Here is a 17,548-nt window from a genome sequence, read left to right as displayed (position 1 = left end):
ACAACAAGCCCTTACAACACTTAACGCGCAACACCCAACAAGTGATTCAACTTGTCGTGATCGTCACGCAACTCGGCGGCAGTGCCTTCATGCACCACCGTACCCCGATCCAACACCACAGCCCGCTCTGAAATAGCCAGAATAAGCTGCGGATGCTGTTCCACAATAATGGCACTCAGCCCCTCGTCGCGCGTAACCCGACGAATACCCTGGATAACCTCTTCAACCAGAATCGGAGCCAAACCTTCGGTGGGCTCATCAAGCAGCAGCAACTTGGGGTTCAGCACCAATGCCCGGCCAATCGCCAGCATTTGCTGCTCACCACCCGACAACTGCGTACCCATGTTCTCTTTACGTTCGGCCAGGCGCGGGAACATCTCATACACACGATTAGGCGACCATGGGCCCGGTCGCTCAATCGCCGTTAAGTTCTCGTGTACGGTTAACGATTTAAAAATATTTCGTTCTTGCGGTACCCACCCGATACCGGCCGCCGCACGTTGATAAGGATTCAACTTTTGCAACGGCTTACCCAAGAGTTCGATACCGCCCTTGTACTGCTGGGTCACTCCCACAATGGTATTAATGAGCGTTGTTTTGCCCGTGCCGTTACGCCCAAGCAAAGCCAACGTTTGGCCCTCTTCCATTGACAGGGAAATATCCTGCAACACCACCGCACCAGCGTAGCCGGCGCTTACCCCTTCCATTCTCAGCAGTTCAGCCACCTGCCACCTCCTTTACCAGCTCGCTTGGCTCTCCGTGCCCAAGATAAACCTCTTTAACACGCGGGTCGTTGGCAATAGTTTCCGGATCGGCTTCCGTTAACAGCGCACCGTTCACCAACACCGTCATGCGAGTGGCAAAGCTGAACACCAAATCCATGTCGTGTTCAATAAGCAAAATGGATACGTCTTTAGGCAACGCGTCGATAATCGCCAGCAGATCCTGACGTTCCCCTTCGGGCACGCCCGCCACCGGCTCATCAAGCAACAGCACACGTGGATTACACGCCAGGGCAATGGCAATTTCCAACTGACGACGCTTGCCGTATGGCAATACATGCGTCGGCTGATTCATCACATCTTTCAACTTGAATTGCTCAAGCAATTCATCGCAGCGATCCATGACGGCTTTGTTCGACCCCAGCAACTGCCACAGCTTGCCGCCCAGACCCTGATGTTCGGATACCGTCAGCGCCAGCGTTTCAAGCGGGGTTAAGTCGTCGAACAGCTGGTTGATCTGAAAAGTACGCACCATGCCGCGCTTAACCCGCTGGTGCACCGGCAAGTCGGTAACATCATCGCCTTCCAGCAGAATCGTCCCTTCCGTGGGCTCCAACACGCCGGTGAGCAAGTTAACAAAGGTGGTTTTCCCTGCGCCGTTCGGACCGATTAAGGCATGACGGGCCCCTTTGCGCAAATTCAACGTGACGTTATCGATGGCGGTGATCCCGCCGAACCGCTTCACCAGGCCCGTTGCCGAGAATGCGTATTCGGTTTCAGCCATGTGTTTCCCTCCTGAACCAGGTCCAGGGGCGCAACAAGCGGTCGCGCCCTACCCGCATTAACACAACCAGGAACAAACCAACCCAGAAGGTCCAGTATTGCGGCGTGATGTCGGACAAAATATGGTGCAGGCCACTGAACACAATTGCCCCTACAAAACCGCCGTATACCCATGCGGTGCCGCCAATCACAACCATTAACAACACATCGGCCGATTTCTCGAAAGAAAACACTTCCAACGAGGCAAAGTTCATGCTTTGCGCCTGCACCGCCCCCGCCACACCGGCAATGGCGCCGGCAATGGTGTAAATCAGTATGATGCGGCGCTCGGCACTAATGCCGATGGCCGTGGCGCGCAAGCGATTGTCGCGAATCGCCTTCAGGCTGAAACCAAAGGGTGAATGCGCCAGTCGCCGGCAAATGAACAAGAAAACCAACAACACAACCAGCGAATAGTAAGCCGCCGTAATGCCGTCGAACTTAAACTTGAAAATGCCGAAGATAGGCGCCATATCGACACCCTGCAAACCGTCTGCCCCCCCGGTCAAACCAGTTAGGTAGTTGGCCAACTCGTAAAGTATTAATGACACCCCCAAGGTGACCATCACCACCGTCAAGTGGGTTCCCCTCAGTACGGTAACACTGAAGATAAGCCCACCAATCCCAGCCACCACCATGCCTGCCACCAGCCCGATGATCGGATCGGGGGAAACATGAATGCAAAACAAGCCGGCGGCATAAGCACCCAAACCAAAGAAGGCAGCGTGGCCCAACGACATAATGCCGGTGTAGCCCAGAATCAGGTCGAGCGAAATGGCATACAGTGCCATAATCGCCATTTGATTAATCAGAAACGACTGCCCTGGAAACAGCGCCAAAACCACAAATGGGACAACCCAGAAGAACGGCTCCCAGATCCTGAAGCGCGTATTACGCAACAACGTAGATTGAACGTCACTCATGGCTATTTACTCCCTCTGGTCGCAAACAACCCTTGAGGACGCCACAAGAGCATGACAATCATTACGATATACACAATGAAAGACCCTAATTCCGGAATGTAGTATTTGCCTGCCACATCGGCGATCCCCAGCAAGAGCGACGCCAGCAGCGGACCGGTAAGAGACGACGTTCCGCCGATCGCCACTACAATAAGGAAATAGATCATGAATTTGAATGGAAAGGTCGGGTCAAGACCCAATACCTGCGCACCCAGTGCGCCACCCAGCCCAGCCAAACCGGAGCCGAATGCAAACGTGGAGAAAAACACCACATTCACATTGATACCCAGGCCGTCTGCCACGCGCTGGTCATCAACGGCCGCACGCAAGCGGCTGCCGAAACGTGTTTTGTTCAATATGTATTGCAGCACGAACGCCAGCGCCACGCAGATAGCAATAATAAGAATCCGGTAATGGCCCATAGCCAGAATCTGATCGCCAATCGCAATTTCACTGCGCCCACGCAACCATTCGGGCAACTGAATAATTTGCTCGCTTGAGCCAATACTGTAATCAACCGCCGTCACGGCAATAAATGCCAGGCCAATTGAAAACAACACTTGATCAAGCGGCGGTTTGTTATACATGGGGCGATACAACGTGCGCTCCAGCACGGCCCCCAACACCGCCGCCACAATAAATGCGATGGGCATGCACCACAGGAAGGGGACATCGTAGTTCCGCATCAGCAGAACCGTGGTGTACCCCCCTGCCATGGCAAAGGCGCCGTGCGCCAGGTTGATGAAGTTCATCAACCCAAGCGTCACGGACAAACCAATGGCCAGTACAAACAACAGCATCCCATACGCGACGCCGTCAAAAAGTATGGTCAACATTACTTGGCTTCGCCTACAGCGTTAACGTTTTCAACAACATCGAACTCAACGTTGTGGTATTCATCGCCCACTTTTTTGACTTCGCGCATGTAAATGTTCTGAATGAAATCGCGATATTCAGGATCCAACGTAACCGGGCCACGTGGGCTTTCAAAGGAAAGACCTTTCATGGCATCAACCAGCGCCATGCCTTCCGCCTTACCATCGCTCTTCTTCAGCGCTTCGTAAATAAGCTGCATGCCATCGTAGCCGGCAACACCAAAGAAGTTGGCACGACTGGTGGGGTCGAACTTCTTGTAGGTTTCCTTGAACTTGCGATTCAATTCGGAATCATGATGATTGGAGTAGTAATCGGAGGTAATCGCACCTAACGCCGCCGCACCACCTTCATTCAGGTTGTCATCATCGGTAATGGCGCCATGACCAATCAACTTGATACCGGCTTCAGCCAAACCGCGCTGACCATACTGTTTCATCAATGCCGCACCGGGGCCGGCAGGCAACATCACGAACAACGCATCAGGCTTTAAGTCACGTACACGCTGCAAGAACGGTGCGAAGTCGGGATTGCGCATAGGCACGCGGATTTCTTCAAGAATTTTGCCACCGCCTTCCAGGAAGTATTTTTTGAATGACTCTTCCGATTCGTAACCCGGCGCATAATCGGGCACCAGCGTAACGGCTGTTTTAATGTCGTTTTCCACCGCCCACTGAGCAATACCCGAGGTAACCTGCTTAATGGTGCCGCTGGTTCGCGTAATGAAAGGCGAAGCATTGGTAACGGTTTGCGTTTGGGCCGCCATGATCACCATGGGGGTTTCCGACTCGGTGGCAACCGGCGCAACCGCCAACGCGATTGGCGTCAGGCCGAAACCGGCAATGACATCAACGTCGTCGTTCACAATCAGTTCCTGGGCCAGCTTGCGCGAATTAGCAGCAACACCGCCGTCGTCTTTCAGAATGATTTCAACTTTACGCCCGGCAACCGTATCGCCGTGGTGTTCCATATAAGCCTGAGCACCGGCATAGACCTGACGGCCGGTCGAGGCGAAAGCACCCGTCATCGGCACAATCAAGCCAACCTTGAAGGGCTCTTCAGCCGCCCTGACTTGAGGGGCCTGAAAACCAATTGCTGCTACTGCCATTGCGCCAACCAACGTGCGCAGGAAAAAACGCTTTTTCATAGCTATGTCTCCGTTATCGTTTGAATTAAAACTACAACACCTATTTACTACGACACTTCTTGAAAACCCTTTAGCTCCTTTTTGGTTTTCCTAACTCAGCCACAAACTCAGTCGATCTTGTCGAGCAAATTCGCGCCCTGATACAACCAATCGACTTCCCATGGAATATCGACATCGCGACTCTTGGCAAGTTCATTACGCAACAGGCGCTCACCTTCACGAGCATGCACAATGGCACCAAACAGCCGCGCCGTGGTAATGACACGCGCCGTCCTGTTCAAGCGCTGATCCTGATACTTCATGAACGCTGCGTTCACATTATTAGGTTGCTGCGCCACTTCGTGCGCCATCACCAGCGCGTCTTCCATTGCCATAATGGCACCTTGCGCCAAATACTGAAGCGTGGCGTGCGCCGAATCACCCAACAACGTCACGTTGCCGTCGGTCCAGTTGGTTGCAGGCTGAACATCGTGCAACAACCAGTTTTTATCCAACGCAAAATATTTCAACATGTCACGCACTTCGGGCGCACACTTGTCGTAAGCAGCCTTGAATTCTTCCACACCGCCGTAGTCTGTTTCACCGCGCGCATACGCCGGGCTTTGGAACGTAGCCACATTATTCATGACCGTACCGCCGCGCAAACGATATTGAACAATGTGGCAACCCGGCCCACCGTACACTACCATCGAATTCAAATATTCTTTATTGGAGATTTCCTCTACAGGCACCAAGCCGCGGTACACCACATAACCGGTAGAGCGTGGGGTGTCACCCACAATGCGGGCACGCGTTTTAGAGCGCAAGCCCTCACAACCAATCATCGCGCGCGCCTGCATCGTACGGCCGTCGCTGCAATTGACTTCAACATAACCATCGCGCTGCTCATAACTGTCGACCTCGCCTTCCTCGAACGAGAAATGGGGCTCACGCCGGCAGGTTTCAACCAAAGCGGCATGCAAATCGCGACGGTGCACCACAAAATAAGGATACTTGTAGCGGTCGACAAAACGATCTTTCAACTGAATGCGCGATACTTCCTTCAAATCGATGGCATCGACCAGAATCAACGCATCCGGATAAAACACCTGGGGCTCCAGAATTTCCATGACGCCGAGCTTTTTCAGAATTGCATGGCCATTCGGCGCAATCTGAATGCCATAACCAATTTCGCCAATTTCAGGCGCGCGCTCCAGCACTTTCACCGGAAGGCCCTTGCGTGCCAACGCCAGGCCTGCACAAAGGCCGCCAATGCCACCCCCTGCAACGATAAACGGCAGGTTGTCTGCTGAACTCATAACCACTCCCTTTCACCAGGATGCTGAAATCGCAGAGACGACAACACCCCTGGGGCCCTTCGCCCCATTTAGAAACAATTCAAATTTGCTGATTAAAACTAAAGCCGGTACTTAGCCGATTTGCTCACGCCACAGATCAAGCGCTTGCTGCGCCGGACGATCGGAGTAGCTGAACAACACGGCATCATCGCCTTCGTCGATTTCAAAGTGGTACGGCAACCAAGACGGACAAACAAGCACATCTTTCGGACCGAACTCGAGAACCTGGCCGTTCACCACACAACGCCCGGAGCCTTCAACCGCAACATAAATCGTTGAATCGGTTGAACGATAAGGACGCCCTTTAAAGCCCTTGGGCATCAGCTGCATGAACTGACCCATGGTCGGCATGGCCCAATCACCCGTTACCGGATTGGTGTACTGCAGTTTGTGGCCCCAGCACTCATTCAGCGCTCCGAAACGACGCATCGTTTCCAATGCTTCGCGCGTGCGTTCATAGGGATACCAGAACAGCGGCGATGTTTTGGAACGCGCTTTGTATTCAACCGGCTTCATAGTGTTGCCGAACTCAGCCAGGTTCGTACCCGCTTCAACGTTCGTTTCCTGACTATGTTCCTCGCCCTTTTCCATGAACTGTGCGTCGAACAATTCCACGATGGCCAGATCCAGACCATCGAGCCACACCATGGGCTCATCGGATGGATTGCCGTGATCGTGGAACGTCCAGGATGGGGTAATGACGAAGTCGCCCACGTTCATGGTGACCTTTTCACCCTGAACAGCGGTATAAGCACCCGAACCATGCAGAATAAAGCGCAAGGCCGACTGCGAATGACGATGGGCAGGCGCAACCTCACCCGGCATAATCAGCTGCAAACCCGCGTACAAACTATTGGTGATACGCGTTTTCCCACGCAATGCCGGGTTCTCAAGAACCAGTACACGGCGCTCAGCCTCCATCGCCGAAATCAAGCCACCCGCTTCAAGTAGCCACGGGTAGCTTTTTTCCCATTTCCATACATGCGGCGCCGCTTGTGTTTGAGGAAGCGGCGTTACGATGTTATGTAACACTTCCCACAAGGGCGTCATGCTTGCGCCGTCGATTTTCTTGTAGAAAGCTTCGCGATCGGCAACGTTATTAACGGGATGAGGTGCATTCATAATTGTCTCCTGCCTAGTGTGCGTCAGGGTGTATCAGGCTGACTCAACGGCAACATACATGCGGCCGATTTTTTCGAATTCAGCCATAATGGTGTCGCCGGGTTTAACCGGGCCCACACCTTCCGGTGTTCCAGTGTAAATGACATCACCTGGATGCAGGGTATAAAAAGCCGACGCATATTCAATCAGTTCAGGAATATCCAAAACCAAATCTTTCGTGTTAGCCTTTTGGCGGTCTTCATCGTTGACCGTCAGATGAAAACCCAACTGGGTGGCATCACCCATTTCATCGGCGGTCACCATCCAGGGACCCAACACGCTGTAGGTATCAACCGATTTACGCAGGCTGCGCTCTTCCGGGCCGCGAACCGTCATGTCCAGGCCAATGGAATAAGCGGCAATGTGATCCCAGGCGTTTTCTTTTTTAATGTTGGTACCGGGCTTGCCGATAATAACGGCCAGCTCGATTTCGTGGTCGTTGCGACGGTCGTGGTGACGCACCTTAACGGGTTCACCGGCGCCAATTAAAGAGCTGGTTGCCTTCAGGAACAAACCGATTTTCTGAATTTCCAATACTTGGTTGCTATGATGGATGGCTTCGTCGCTGCGCGCTTCCTGCAAATGCTTCAGGTAGTTCACCGGCGCCGCGACCAGCTTGCCTGGGTTGGCGATCGGGCTCAGGAACTTAACGTCATTAATAGCCTTGGAAGCGGCATTGGGCAGCACGGCGTCGATGCGCGCGCGTACCTTGTCTAAATTGGCGATCAGCAAATCGTGCGTGGGCAACGGATAACCCGCAGGCGCCGGAATGGCATCGAGTGCTTCGGTTACATCAAAAACGCGGTCATCTTTGACCACGCCTAATCGATTGTCGTCGTAACGGCAAATACGCATGTCTACTCCTGTTAGTAATAACTCAAGTTTCCAGGATTGTACGTTTCGCCGCAATACGCTGCCCTAAATACCCACTATTGCATTTCTTAATAGTAGTGCGGTTAAATCAGTAATATCCCGAATACCGAAATGCGATTATAAATAAATGGCCCAGAACAAACTCGATCTTTATGACTTTTTGTTATTAAAGGAAATACGTGCCGCCCGTAGCGTCACCGGCGCCTGCGAACAGGTTGGGTTAAGCCAGCCCGCGATTAGCGTGCGGCTGGGCCACTTACGCGAACACTTCGGCGACCCGCTGTTTGTGCGCACCTCGGAAGGCATGATGGCCACTCCCTTTCTGGAAAACCTGCTTCCCGACATTGATCACGCCATTAATTTGCTCAATCCGGAAGGCGGGGCCTATAAGCCGTTCGACGCCGGCACCTCCACCCGCCGGTTTCGCCTGGGCCTGAGCCATGTGGCGCAGTTGGTCATGCTGCCCGAACTGCTCGCCCTATTGAAAGAATCCGCGCCCAAAATAAAGATTGATTCGGTTGACCTTGACAGCATGACACCCAGCCTGCTGGAAAACGGGAAGCTTGATCTTGCGATTGGCTACACCATCGATTTGCACAGCGGCTTTTATCAACAACGTTTGTTTGCCGAGAATTATTCCTGCATTTTGCGTGCCAACCATCCCCGCGTCATTGACACGCTAACGAAAGAACAATTTCTTCAGGAAGAGCACCTGGCGCTGGTTGCCCCGGCTACCGGGCACTCAAGGCTCGACAAGGCGCTGGAAGAGCGCGGCGTGGAGCGCAAAATTGCAGTCAAAGTGTCATCGTTTCTGGGCCTGGAGCAAATCATTACCTCAACCGACCTGTTGGCGATTGTGCCGTCGCGCCTGGGAAGAACACTGGCTTTGAACGGCAAGATCCGCATCATGAACCTGCCGTTCCCCTCTCTGTCTTACGAGGTAAGGCAATACTGGCACGGGCGCTACCATTACGATTCGGGCAATAGCTGGCTGCGCAAGCTGATCTTTGAAAAATTCACCAACTTGCCGCCTGTTTTCACCAATTTAATTATGAGCCGAGGCTAGCCGCCCTATTTATTTCAATGGAAAAAATGGACGCCGGGCATAATTTGAAGCACTTTCCGGTTATGCTCTATGAACTTTTCCTACCTTTTGTTAAGATTTTTTTCCATTCAGAAATAAAGCAATAACAAAGACAATTGGTCGGCATAAACAGCAAAACGAAACTTAGTCCGGTCATTCTTTCAAGCATCCCCGCCCATTCGGAGACACTAGTGAAAACATACGCGGCCAAGCTGCTCCTTGCATGCGCCCCCCTGGTTCTGGCTGCTTGCGACAGCGGCAACACGTCAACATCGTCTAATGCAAGCCAAACACCGAATATTCTGTTCGTGATTATGGACGATGTGGGTATCGACCAAATGGCCTCGTTCGGCTATGGCGGCCTTACGCCGCCGCGTATGCCAAATATTAACGCCGTTGCCCAGGCAGGCCTTCGTTTTCGCAACGCCTGGGCTATGCCCGAATGCTCTCTTGGCCGCGCCTCATTCTTTGTCGGCCAATTCCCCCCTCGCACCAACATTTATCAAGCCATCGGGCCTAACGACCTGGCTAACTCTCACGTGTCACCGTTTGCCACCACCGCGCCAAAGCTTCTGAAGAAAGCCAACTATGAAAGCGGCTTGTTCGGCAAATTTCACTTGGGCGGGCCGGAGAATAACGAAGCAGGCAACGCGGCACCCCACACGTTGGGATGGGACTACTTCTACGGTTGGCTGGGCGGCTTACCCGGATCAATTGATACCACAGCGGGGGGCCTGGCGGCACCAGACACCCACAAATGTGGCTTTCTTCCCAGACAAAACAGGGCGGGAACCGACTTTGGAGCGTGCTTCAAGCCCGACAACAGTTGTACCGACATCAGCGTAACCGGGCCTGCCCCCCACGAGGACGCGCCAGGTCTGCAATGTATTGATTCAGGTGGCGTATTTGCGCCCAATCAAACGTGTAGCGATCCTCGACCCGGCTGGGTCAATTTCAATCAGGAAAATGCCTACTATGTTTCGCCGTTGGTCATCAATGACGGAAGCTACGTGGAAGAAGTACCGCTAACCGATATGCGTGCGCGGGGTTACCGCACCCGCATTGAAACCGATGCCGCTATTGACTGGATCAAATCCCGGCCGACCAACCGGCCCTGGATGGCCACCGTAAGCTACACGTCGGCACACACCCCATGGCAACAACCCCCTGTCGGCCTGCTATCCGAAAATACCATCTCGCTTCGTGACAGCCTGGATTGCGGGGCAACGGGTGCAGGCCGCCTGCTTCAGAATCAGATGATCGAAGCGATGGATGCGGAGTTGGGTCGTTTAATGGTCGAAGTAGGGCTGGCCCAATGGGACAGTAACGGCCGGCTTGTTTATGACCCTGCCGCATCCAACACCACCATTGTTATTGTGGGTGACAACGGCACGCTGGGCACGGCAGTCAAACAGCCTTTTGCGCCCTCTCAAGCCAAAGGCACCGCTTATCAAACCGGTATTTGGACACCGCTTATCGTGGCGGGCCCGCAAGTACAAGCGCCCAATCGAGATGTAGAAAACATGGTCAACATGGTTGATGTGTTTCAATTTTTTGGGGAAGTAGCCAACTTGAACGCCCACGACGAAGCGGTGCAAACGCTCGACTCCACCAGCCTCATGGCTTATGTGCAAAACCCGGGCCAGGAAACCTTACGTACGATCAATTTTGCAATGGGCAGCTTTAACTATCAGGCGAACAACACGCGCAATGCCCCGTGTGTGATCAGCACCAGCTGCACCCAAATTCCCGTATCAAAGAGCGTTTGCGAAGACAATCAAGGTGTATGGTGGGGGCCGGGTTACGACGACCCATCGGTTGTGGATAACGGCGGCACGGGATACAGCATGTGCTGGGAAGTGAACAAAGCACTGGCCAATGACGGACAAAGCCAAGTTACGATTAATCCTGAAACCTCCATCGGACTTCGTAACGAACAATATAAGTTGGTTCGCAATATTACGCAGGAATACGATGCGTCCACCCCTAACAGCCCGCGTACGACTACGGTTGAGCAGCTCTTCCAAATCAACCAGGATAAAAATCGCCCGTTGCTGGACACACCAGACCGTGACTTGCTGCAGGCACCCACGTCCCAAACACTGGCTATCTACGACGACTTGAAGCAAAAAATGGATCAGGTATTGGCTTCGAATCCGCTGTGCCCGGGAGACGGCAATCTGGATCGGGTCGTCAACGGCGACGATGTGGAAAACTGGGCCCGCATTGCGCGCGATTGGGGCAAATCCAGCATGTACGACTTCATGGTAAGCGGCGCGTTCGACGGCCTGACCAACGCCACCGACGGCGGCATCATTCAGAACAATCTGAACACGAATTGCGATCCGGCTTATGCGATTTACTAGAATGATGAGTCGATATCGGTGGGCGATCGTCGGTGTCGTGGGAATCGCGTTGGCCGCAGGCTTCATTCTGGCCCAAATGAATAAGCCGTCCCAAGAGGTCACAAAACCCACCGTCATTATCGGCGACGGCGAAATAGGCCCTGAGGGTATGGCGTGGATTCCATCGGGTACGTTCCTCATGGGCAGCGACAGCGAACTGGCACAACCCAACGAGCGGCCCACCCACACCGTTCACGTCGACGGTTTCTGGATTGACACAACCCACGTCACCAACGCGCAGTTTGCACAGTTTGTTGAGGAAACCGGGTATATCACCACGGCTGAACGTAAACCCGATTGGGAAACGGTTCGTGTGCAATTGCCCCCCGGCACTCCAAAACCACCCGATGACGTGCTTGTGCCGGGCGCCATCGTATTCGTAGGCACCAACAAGCCCGTACCCCTGAACCAGTATTGGGCATGGTGGCGATATAAGCCGGGTGCGAATTGGCGCCACCCCAAAGGCCCGGACAGCACCATTGAAAACAAACCAGACCATCCTGTTGTTCAGGTCAGCTATGAAGACGTTCAGGCGTATGCAAAATGGGCCGGCAAACGCCTTCCCACCGAAGCAGAATGGGAGTACGCTGCCCGGGGCGGAAAAGAGCAGGCCAATTATTCCTGGGGAGATGAACTGATGCCCAACGGCCAGAGAATGGCCAACTACTGGAACAAGGAAGACACCGTGTTTCCCGTGGTTAACCCCGCTGCCGGCGACGGTGTCGACACCCTGCCCGCCGGATCCTTCGCGCCCAATGGTTACGGTCTGTATGACATGACAGGAAATGCATGGCAGTGGGTCAACGACTGGTATCGCATCGATTACTTCGCCCAGCAGGCCCAAAAAGACGAGGCATCAATCCGTAACCCGCAAGGCCCTGCAACGTCGTTCGACCCCTCTCAACCCGGCACGCCTGCCGATGCGCCCAAGCGCGTGATTCGAGGCGGGTCCTTCTTGTGCGATGAAAGCTATTGCCTTTCCTACCGACCCAGTGCCCGGCGCGGAGCCGACCCATACAGCCCCATGTCGCACTTGGGTTTCCGTTTGGTCAAAGACGCCCCACCGCCCGGCTCTTGAACCACCATCAAAACCTCGCCCATTATCACTGAATCATCTGATTCATCTCGATAATGGGCATCATGATTGCCAAGACAATCACCAGCACCATCAGCCCCATTAACAACGTCAGTAAGGGCTCAAGCAGCGCCGTCATCGTCACCGCCCGGCGCTCAACGTCCTGGCCCAGTGATTGCGCTGCGCGCTCAAGCATTTCGGGCAAGCGGCCCGTTCTTTCGCCGCTATCGATCAAATGAATGAGCAGCGGCGGAAACGCCTGGTGCGACTTCAGGGCCGCGGCCAAAGGGCTACCCTCACGCACCCGACGCGCTGCCTCATTTGCTGCTTGCTGCAGCCGACGGTTAGTTAAGGTGCGGGTTGCCGCAGGCAGCGCGGTCACCAGCGGCACGCCGCTGCCGGCAAGAATGGCCAGTGTGGCCGCGTACCTTGCGGTATTCATTTCTTTCACAAAGCGGCCGACAAAAGGCAGGGTTAGAATCCGCGCATGCCAGCGCAAGCAGAACGACGGCACCCGCAATAATCCGCGCCAGCCCGCATAAAGCAAGCCCATTACAACAACCGACACGCCGCCCCAATGCTGAACAAAATCGCTTACCACGAGCAACATCCGGGTAAGAAGCGGTAATGCCTGTTGCGTTTGATTAAACGCACCAACCACCTGGGGCACAACATAAATCAACAAAAACGTCACGATGGCCATGGCAACAAACATCACGACGGCCGGATAAATGAAAGCGGTCATGACTTTATTACGCAATTGACTTCTTGACTCCACATACGTCGCCAATCGTTCCATCACTGCCGCCAATTCGCCCGACGTTTCGCCCGCTTCAACCAAAGCAAGATAAACCGACGGAAAGGCACGAGGATGCACCGACATAGCCTCGCACAAACGGTGACCCGCGCGTATGTCGGACCGCACGGCGGCCAGCACCGCCGCGGCCGGATGTGACTCCAATTGATCGATAATGGCGCCCAGCGCCGCCTCCAGCGACAACCCCGCCGCCAACAAACCCGCCAACTGGCGTGTGATCCAGCCCAGATCAGTATCGCTCAGCCTTAAGCTGCGCCTGAGCCACTCGACTCGGTTCGAGGCCCGATTGACCGGGTTTAGCGACAGCGGTAATAAACCGCGCGCGCGCAACAATTGCCGTGCACTGCGTTCCGTATCGGCATCGACCAGGCCGCGCTCTACCTGGCCGTTTGCTTTCGCTGCTTCGTACCGATAACTGGGCATATCTGTTTTTCTTCCCGTTTACTTACGTATCACGCGTAACGCGCAGCAACTCTTCCGCCGTGGTCACGCCTTGTTCAATCCAACGCTCCCCATCTTCGCGCAAGCTGCGCAAACCGTTGTCACGGGCGTGATGACGCAAACCCTGTTCATGCGCGCCGGAATGAATCATCTCGCGTGCGGCATCATCCACCACAAACAACTCGTGGATACCGGTACGACCGCTATAACCTGTATGGGCACAAGCCGCACACCCCACTGAAGACGGTAACGCCACGCCGCGGCCATCCACCTCCTTGCACGACGGGCAAAGCTTTCGAATCAAACGCTGCGCCAACACACCTTGCAAGGTGGACGCCAGCAGGAAAGGCTCAATACCCATATCGATTAAGCGCGTCACCGCCGATACAGCATCATTGGTATGCAGCGTAGCCAAAACCAAGTGACCGGTTAACGACGCCTGGACGGCAATCTGCGCCGTTTCCAAATCACGGATTTCACCAATCATGATGACATCGGGATCCTGCCGCAAAATCGCACGCAGTGCCTTGGCAAACGTTAACTCGATGCGCGCATTCACCTGTGTCTGCCCAATGCCGGCCAGATCATATTCAATTGGGTCTTCGACCGTCAGGATATTGGTGGTGGCGGTATCAAGTTGCGCCAGCGCGGCATACAGCGTGGTTGTTTTCCCGCTTCCGGTGGGGCCGGTTACCAGAACAATGCCATGAGGCAGATGCAACAGGCTATTTAACCGGCTCAAAACATCGGGCGCCATGCCCAGCCGTGTAAGCTCGAGGCGCCCGGACTCTTTATCAAGCAAACGCAATACCGCACGCTCGCCGTGCACAGTCGGCAGCGTTGACACCCGCACATCGATAGGACGCTTGCCCACACGCAACGCAATGCGACCGTCTTGCGGCAAACGCTTTTCTGCAATATCCAGATTGGCCATGATTTTGATTCGCGAGACCAACGCGTTATGCAAAGCCCGACGCGGGTTCACAATATCGCGCAGGGTGCCGTCAACGCGATAACGCACAACAGAGTAGGTTTCAAATGCCTCCAAATGCACGTCGCTGGCCCCGTCGCGCACCGCTTGCGTAAACAAGGCGTTAATCATGCGAATGACGGGTGCATCATCGGCCATCTCAAGCAAGTCTTCCACTTCGGGAATAGCCTGCATTAAACGATCAAGATCAATTTCATTGGCGGCGGCATCCACCACTGCCGCCGCATCCCCGGTCTGCGCATACACCGAGGCCAGTAATGTGTCGAACGTCTCCTCGGCAATACGCCGTGTCGGCAGCTCACCAAAACGGCGCCGAAGCTCAATCAGAACCCAATCCGAGGCGCGTTCCGACAACACCACCGACACACCCTCGGGGGTGGCCTGAATCAGCGCACGATGCGCTTGCGCCCAGGTATAAGGCACACGTGGCGTCATGATGGATTGGTTACCGTTGATTGATCTGGATTGAAACCGCGCAAATCCAGCAGGCCGGTACCCGGATTGCGATCAACTGCAGGCAGCGGCGCCACGTCGGCATCAGACGCCAACCAGGAGGCATCGTCCGGCAAGTTGGCCCGTACAGCTCTCATGTAGTTGTAGCGATCCAGCGTAATGCTTGCGCTGTCTTGCGCATTGCGAATGATGTGAGGCCGCAGGAACACCATAAGGTTGGTTTTTGTGCGGGTGCGGCTATCGTAACGGAAGAGTTGCCCAATACCGGGGATGTCGCCCAACAACGGCACTGAGCTGGTCGAGGTTGACAAAGTATCTTCCAACAGCCCCCCCAGCACAATAATCTGCCCGTCATCCACCAGCACATCGGTTTCCAGCGCACGTTTACGCGTAACCAAGCCGTTCAGCGCACTTGATGCGCCGGCGTCGATATCACTCACTTCCTGATACAGCGCCAGCTTAACCGTACCGCCTTCCGAGATTTGCGGACGAATTCTTAATGTCAGGCCCACATCTTCGCGCGAAACGGTTTGGAAAGGATTGCTCGCACCGTCGCCGCTGGTGGTGTATTGGCCGGTTACAAACGGCACTGTCCTGCCCACCATAATGCTGGCTTCTTCGTTATCGAGCGTCAGCAAATTAGGTGTCGACAATACATTGGCATTCCCGTTCGACTGCAGCGCACGCGCCAACACGGAAAGATTCAGCACCTGGTTACCCAGAATATTCACTGTGCCGCGAACCACACCCAAACTCAGACCCTGAGCCAAAGTGTCGATTGAACTGGCTCCGGTTCGATTCAAACCGCTGCCACCCAAATTGGCACCACCGAAGAAAGACGAGCCGCCATTTTCAATATCGTTCGCGCCCAACATCCACTGAATACCCAACTCAGCCGCATCATCCGCATTCACCTCAACAATCAGGCTTTCAACCAGCACCTGAGCCCGGCGCTGATCAAGCTGATCGATCACTTCACGCAAGCTGCGATAAAGCGGTGGCGGTGCAGCAATAATTAACGTATTGGTTGAAGGGTCCGCCTGTATCGTTGCGCCGCCGGCCCTAAATGCAACCGGCTGCGCCCTGCCGGTACGCGAACCGCCACCACCGGCCTGCATGCTATCAAGCATGGCCACACCCGGCATCGAGGCCGCCCCGCCAACGGAGTTTACCGGCAACGCCCCGCCGTCCTGCTCGAGAGATTCATCCATCAGCTCGCCAAGACCATTCGGATCGGAAACCTGAGCACGATTACCGTCACCCGAGCCTGCGTGGCCCTCAAGCGCACCACGTAAAACCTCAGCCAACTCCGTCGCCTGCGCGTTCCTCAAATACACAACGTGCAAATTTCCCCCGCCCGACTCCGGACTATCGATACGGCGAATCAAGTTGCGCGCCTGCGCCAGCTTTTCTGGACTGTTTGCCCGCAATAAAACCGCATTGCTGCGCGGATCGGCAACCACCACAACCTGGCCCTGACTGTCACCACCCCGGCGATTACCCAACAATTGGTTTGCCAAAGCCGCCACATCAAGCGCCACGCCGTGACGAATCGGCATGACATCCGTACTCATGGAGTCGGGTGTATCAATACGCTCAATGACTTCGGCAATACGCGCCAGATTATCGGCGTAATCCGTCACAACCAGCGTATTGTTCGACGGATACGCATTAATCGTATTGTCGGGGGCGATCATCGGGCGTAGGACCGGGACAAGGTTTGCCGCACTTTCATAACGAAGCTGAAACACGCGCGTTGCCAACTCGCCCCCGCCCTGCGACCCATCGGCCACCTGCACACCCTGCAACTTGGCATCCGCCTCGGGCACGACACGAGTCACCCCATTCACGTCAACCGCCGCGAAACCACGCATACGCAACGCCGCCAAAAGCATTTCATAAGCTGTCTGCGAATTCACCGGGGTTTCCGATACCAGCGTAAGTTGCCCGTTCACGCTCGGATCCACCACGAAATTACGGCCCGTAAATTGCGCCAACGCCCGCACCACGCCGTTCACGTCTGCCTCAACAAAGTTGAGCATCGTAGTCGCGCCGTTCTCATTGGCCGGGGCGCGAGCCTGACCCTCGCGTTCGGTATTGTCGGCATCCGCCATTGCATCGTCCCGCTCATACCGAACCGGCGGTGCCGATTGCGACACCGCGTTAGGCGGCGCCGTCACGCGTCCCTCGCTTGCCGTCGCAGAAGTGCGAACAACCAACGGGGACGGACCCGAACTTACAGACGACTGATTCATACCCGCACAACCGGCCAGCAAACCCAATAAAGCCAAACCGGTAATGAGTTTGCCCTGCCCGGCAAGGCCCGGGGTATCAACACGCGCACTAGTCAATGGATGTCTCCAGATCATTATTTCTCTTTCTTCA

Annotated in this window: 14 protein-coding genes; 3 read left to right on the top strand and 11 right to left on the bottom strand. The window is 54.8% G+C overall.

The genetic code is table 11. The annotated features are described in order from the left end of the window. Window positions 1–20 precede the first annotated feature (20 nt). The 8 genes from G9Q38_RS04020 to G9Q38_RS03985 form a co-directional block, all read right to left on the bottom strand. Window positions 21–725 (bottom strand): ABC transporter ATP-binding protein, encoded by a 705-nt coding sequence (locus tag G9Q38_RS04020; protein WP_166128038.1) that lies wholly within the window; start codon window positions 723–725, stop codon window positions 21–23. Beyond that, window positions 718–1,506, bottom strand: coding sequence for an ABC transporter ATP-binding protein (locus tag G9Q38_RS04015; protein ID WP_114420264.1), 789 nt, complete (start codon window positions 1,504–1,506; stop codon window positions 718–720). The genes G9Q38_RS04020 and G9Q38_RS04015 overlap by 8 nt, the downstream gene beginning before the upstream one ends. After that, window positions 1,499–2,467 carry a branched-chain amino acid ABC transporter permease gene (locus G9Q38_RS04010; protein WP_166128036.1) on the bottom strand — a complete coding sequence of 323 codons (969 nt, stop codon included), beginning with the start codon at window positions 2,465–2,467 and terminating at the stop codon, window positions 1,499–1,501. Before G9Q38_RS04010 ends, G9Q38_RS04015 begins: the two co-directional genes overlap by 8 nt. 2 nt (window positions 2,468–2,469) lie before the next feature. After that, complete coding sequence (locus tag G9Q38_RS04005; RefSeq protein ID WP_114420262.1) at window positions 2,470–3,342, bottom strand: branched-chain amino acid ABC transporter permease; 873 nt, start codon at window positions 3,340–3,342, stop codon at window positions 2,470–2,472. Beyond that, window positions 3,342–4,526, bottom strand: coding sequence for an ABC transporter substrate-binding protein (locus tag G9Q38_RS04000; RefSeq protein ID WP_166128034.1), 1,185 nt, complete (start codon window positions 4,524–4,526; stop codon window positions 3,342–3,344). Before G9Q38_RS04000 ends, G9Q38_RS04005 begins: the two co-directional genes overlap by 1 nt. Window positions 4,527–4,633: 107 nt before the next feature. Further along, a complete protein-coding gene (locus G9Q38_RS03995) occupies window positions 4,634–5,824 on the bottom strand; it encodes an FAD-dependent monooxygenase (protein WP_166128032.1) in 1,191 nt (396 codons plus the stop codon). A gap of 111 nt (window positions 5,825–5,935) precedes the next feature. After that, a complete protein-coding gene (gene gtdA / locus G9Q38_RS03990) occupies window positions 5,936–6,985 on the bottom strand; it encodes a gentisate 1,2-dioxygenase (protein WP_114420259.1) in 1,050 nt (349 codons plus the stop codon). Between the two features lie 33 nt (window positions 6,986–7,018). Further along, window positions 7,019–7,879 (bottom strand): fumarylacetoacetate hydrolase family protein, encoded by an 861-nt coding sequence (locus G9Q38_RS03985; protein ID WP_166128029.1) that lies wholly within the window; start codon window positions 7,877–7,879, stop codon window positions 7,019–7,021. 145 nt (window positions 7,880–8,024) lie between these two features. Here G9Q38_RS03985 and G9Q38_RS03980 point away from each other — a divergent pair, with 145 nt between their 5' ends. The 3 genes from G9Q38_RS03980 to G9Q38_RS03970 all read left to right on the top strand — a co-directional run bounded on the left by G9Q38_RS03980 (window position 8,025) and on the right by G9Q38_RS03970 (window position 12,464). Further along, window positions 8,025–8,963 (top strand): LysR family transcriptional regulator, encoded by a 939-nt coding sequence (locus tag G9Q38_RS03980; RefSeq protein WP_114420257.1) that lies wholly within the window; start codon window positions 8,025–8,027, stop codon window positions 8,961–8,963. 209 nt (window positions 8,964–9,172) lie between these two features. Next, window positions 9,173–11,347 (top strand): sulfatase-like hydrolase/transferase, encoded by a 2,175-nt coding sequence (locus G9Q38_RS03975; protein WP_228276195.1) that lies wholly within the window; start codon window positions 9,173–9,175, stop codon window positions 11,345–11,347. Between the two features lies 1 nt (window position 11,348). Then, on the top strand, window positions 11,349–12,464 hold the full coding sequence (locus G9Q38_RS03970; protein ID WP_166128027.1) for a formylglycine-generating enzyme family protein: 1,116 nt from the start codon (window positions 11,349–11,351) through the stop codon (window positions 12,462–12,464). 25 nt (window positions 12,465–12,489) lie between these two features. Here G9Q38_RS03970 and gspF read toward each other — a convergent pair whose 3' ends face one another. The 3 genes from gspF to gspD are packed head-to-tail and all read right to left on the bottom strand — an operon-like array spanning window position 12,490 to window position 17,532. Beyond that, the gene (gspF, locus tag G9Q38_RS03965; protein WP_166128025.1) at window positions 12,490–13,701 is read right to left on the bottom strand and encodes a type II secretion system inner membrane protein GspF; all 1,212 of its coding nucleotides are present in this window, start codon (window positions 13,699–13,701) and stop codon (window positions 12,490–12,492) included. A gap of 22 nt (window positions 13,702–13,723) precedes the next feature. Then, on the bottom strand, window positions 13,724–15,145 hold the full coding sequence (gene gspE / locus G9Q38_RS03960) for a type II secretion system ATPase GspE (protein WP_166128022.1): 1,422 nt from the start codon (window positions 15,143–15,145) through the stop codon (window positions 13,724–13,726). Beyond that, window positions 15,142–17,532, bottom strand: coding sequence for a type II secretion system secretin GspD (gene gspD, locus G9Q38_RS03955; RefSeq protein WP_228276194.1), 2,391 nt, complete (start codon window positions 17,530–17,532; stop codon window positions 15,142–15,144). The genes gspE and gspD overlap by 4 nt, the downstream gene beginning before the upstream one ends. Window positions 17,533–17,548: the final 16 nt, after the last annotated feature.

It is taken from the genome of Pusillimonas sp. DMV24BSW_D, assembly GCF_011388195.1.
GTDB classification, from domain to species: domain Bacteria; phylum Pseudomonadota; class Gammaproteobacteria; order Burkholderiales; family Burkholderiaceae_B; genus Neopusillimonas; species Neopusillimonas aestuarii.
The sequence above is the reverse complement of the archived record's forward strand: the minus strand, read 5'-3'. Positions and strand labels throughout refer to the sequence as shown.

What these genes read in the sequence shown, in the direction of transcription:
- G9Q38_RS03985 (WP_166128029.1), bottom strand. Translation starts at nt 7,879, where the DNA reads ATGCGTATTTGCCGTTACGACGACAATCGATTAGGCGTGGTCAAAGAT.
- gspF (WP_166128025.1), bottom strand. Translation starts at nt 13,701, where the DNA reads ATGCCCAGTTATCGGTACGAAGCAGCGAAAGCAAACGGCCAGGTAGAG.
- G9Q38_RS04000 (WP_166128034.1), bottom strand. Translation starts at nt 4,526, where the DNA reads ATGAAAAAGCGTTTTTTCCTGCGCACGTTGGTTGGCGCAATGGCAGTA.
- G9Q38_RS03995 (WP_166128032.1), bottom strand. Translation starts at nt 5,824, where the DNA reads ATGAGTTCAGCAGACAACCTGCCGTTTATCGTTGCAGGGGGTGGCATT.
- G9Q38_RS03980 (WP_114420257.1), top strand. Translation starts at nt 8,025, where the DNA reads ATGGCCCAGAACAAACTCGATCTTTATGACTTTTTGTTATTAAAGGAA.
- G9Q38_RS04005 (WP_114420262.1), bottom strand. Translation starts at nt 3,342, where the DNA reads ATGTTGACCATACTTTTTGACGGCGTCGCGTATGGGATGCTGTTGTTT.
- G9Q38_RS03970 (WP_166128027.1), top strand. Translation starts at nt 11,349, where the DNA reads ATGATGAGTCGATATCGGTGGGCGATCGTCGGTGTCGTGGGAATCGCG.
- gspE (WP_166128022.1), bottom strand. Translation starts at nt 15,145, where the DNA reads ATGACGCCACGTGTGCCTTATACCTGGGCGCAAGCGCATCGTGCGCTG.
- G9Q38_RS04010 (WP_166128036.1), bottom strand. Translation starts at nt 2,467, where the DNA reads ATGAGTGACGTTCAATCTACGTTGTTGCGTAATACGCGCTTCAGGATC.
- gspD (WP_228276194.1), bottom strand. Translation starts at nt 17,532, where the DNA reads ATGATCTGGAGACATCCATTGACTAGTGCGCGTGTTGATACCCCGGGC.
- gtdA (WP_114420259.1), bottom strand. Translation starts at nt 6,985, where the DNA reads ATGAATGCACCTCATCCCGTTAATAACGTTGCCGATCGCGAAGCTTTC.
- G9Q38_RS04015 (WP_114420264.1), bottom strand. Translation starts at nt 1,506, where the DNA reads ATGGCTGAAACCGAATACGCATTCTCGGCAACGGGCCTGGTGAAGCGG.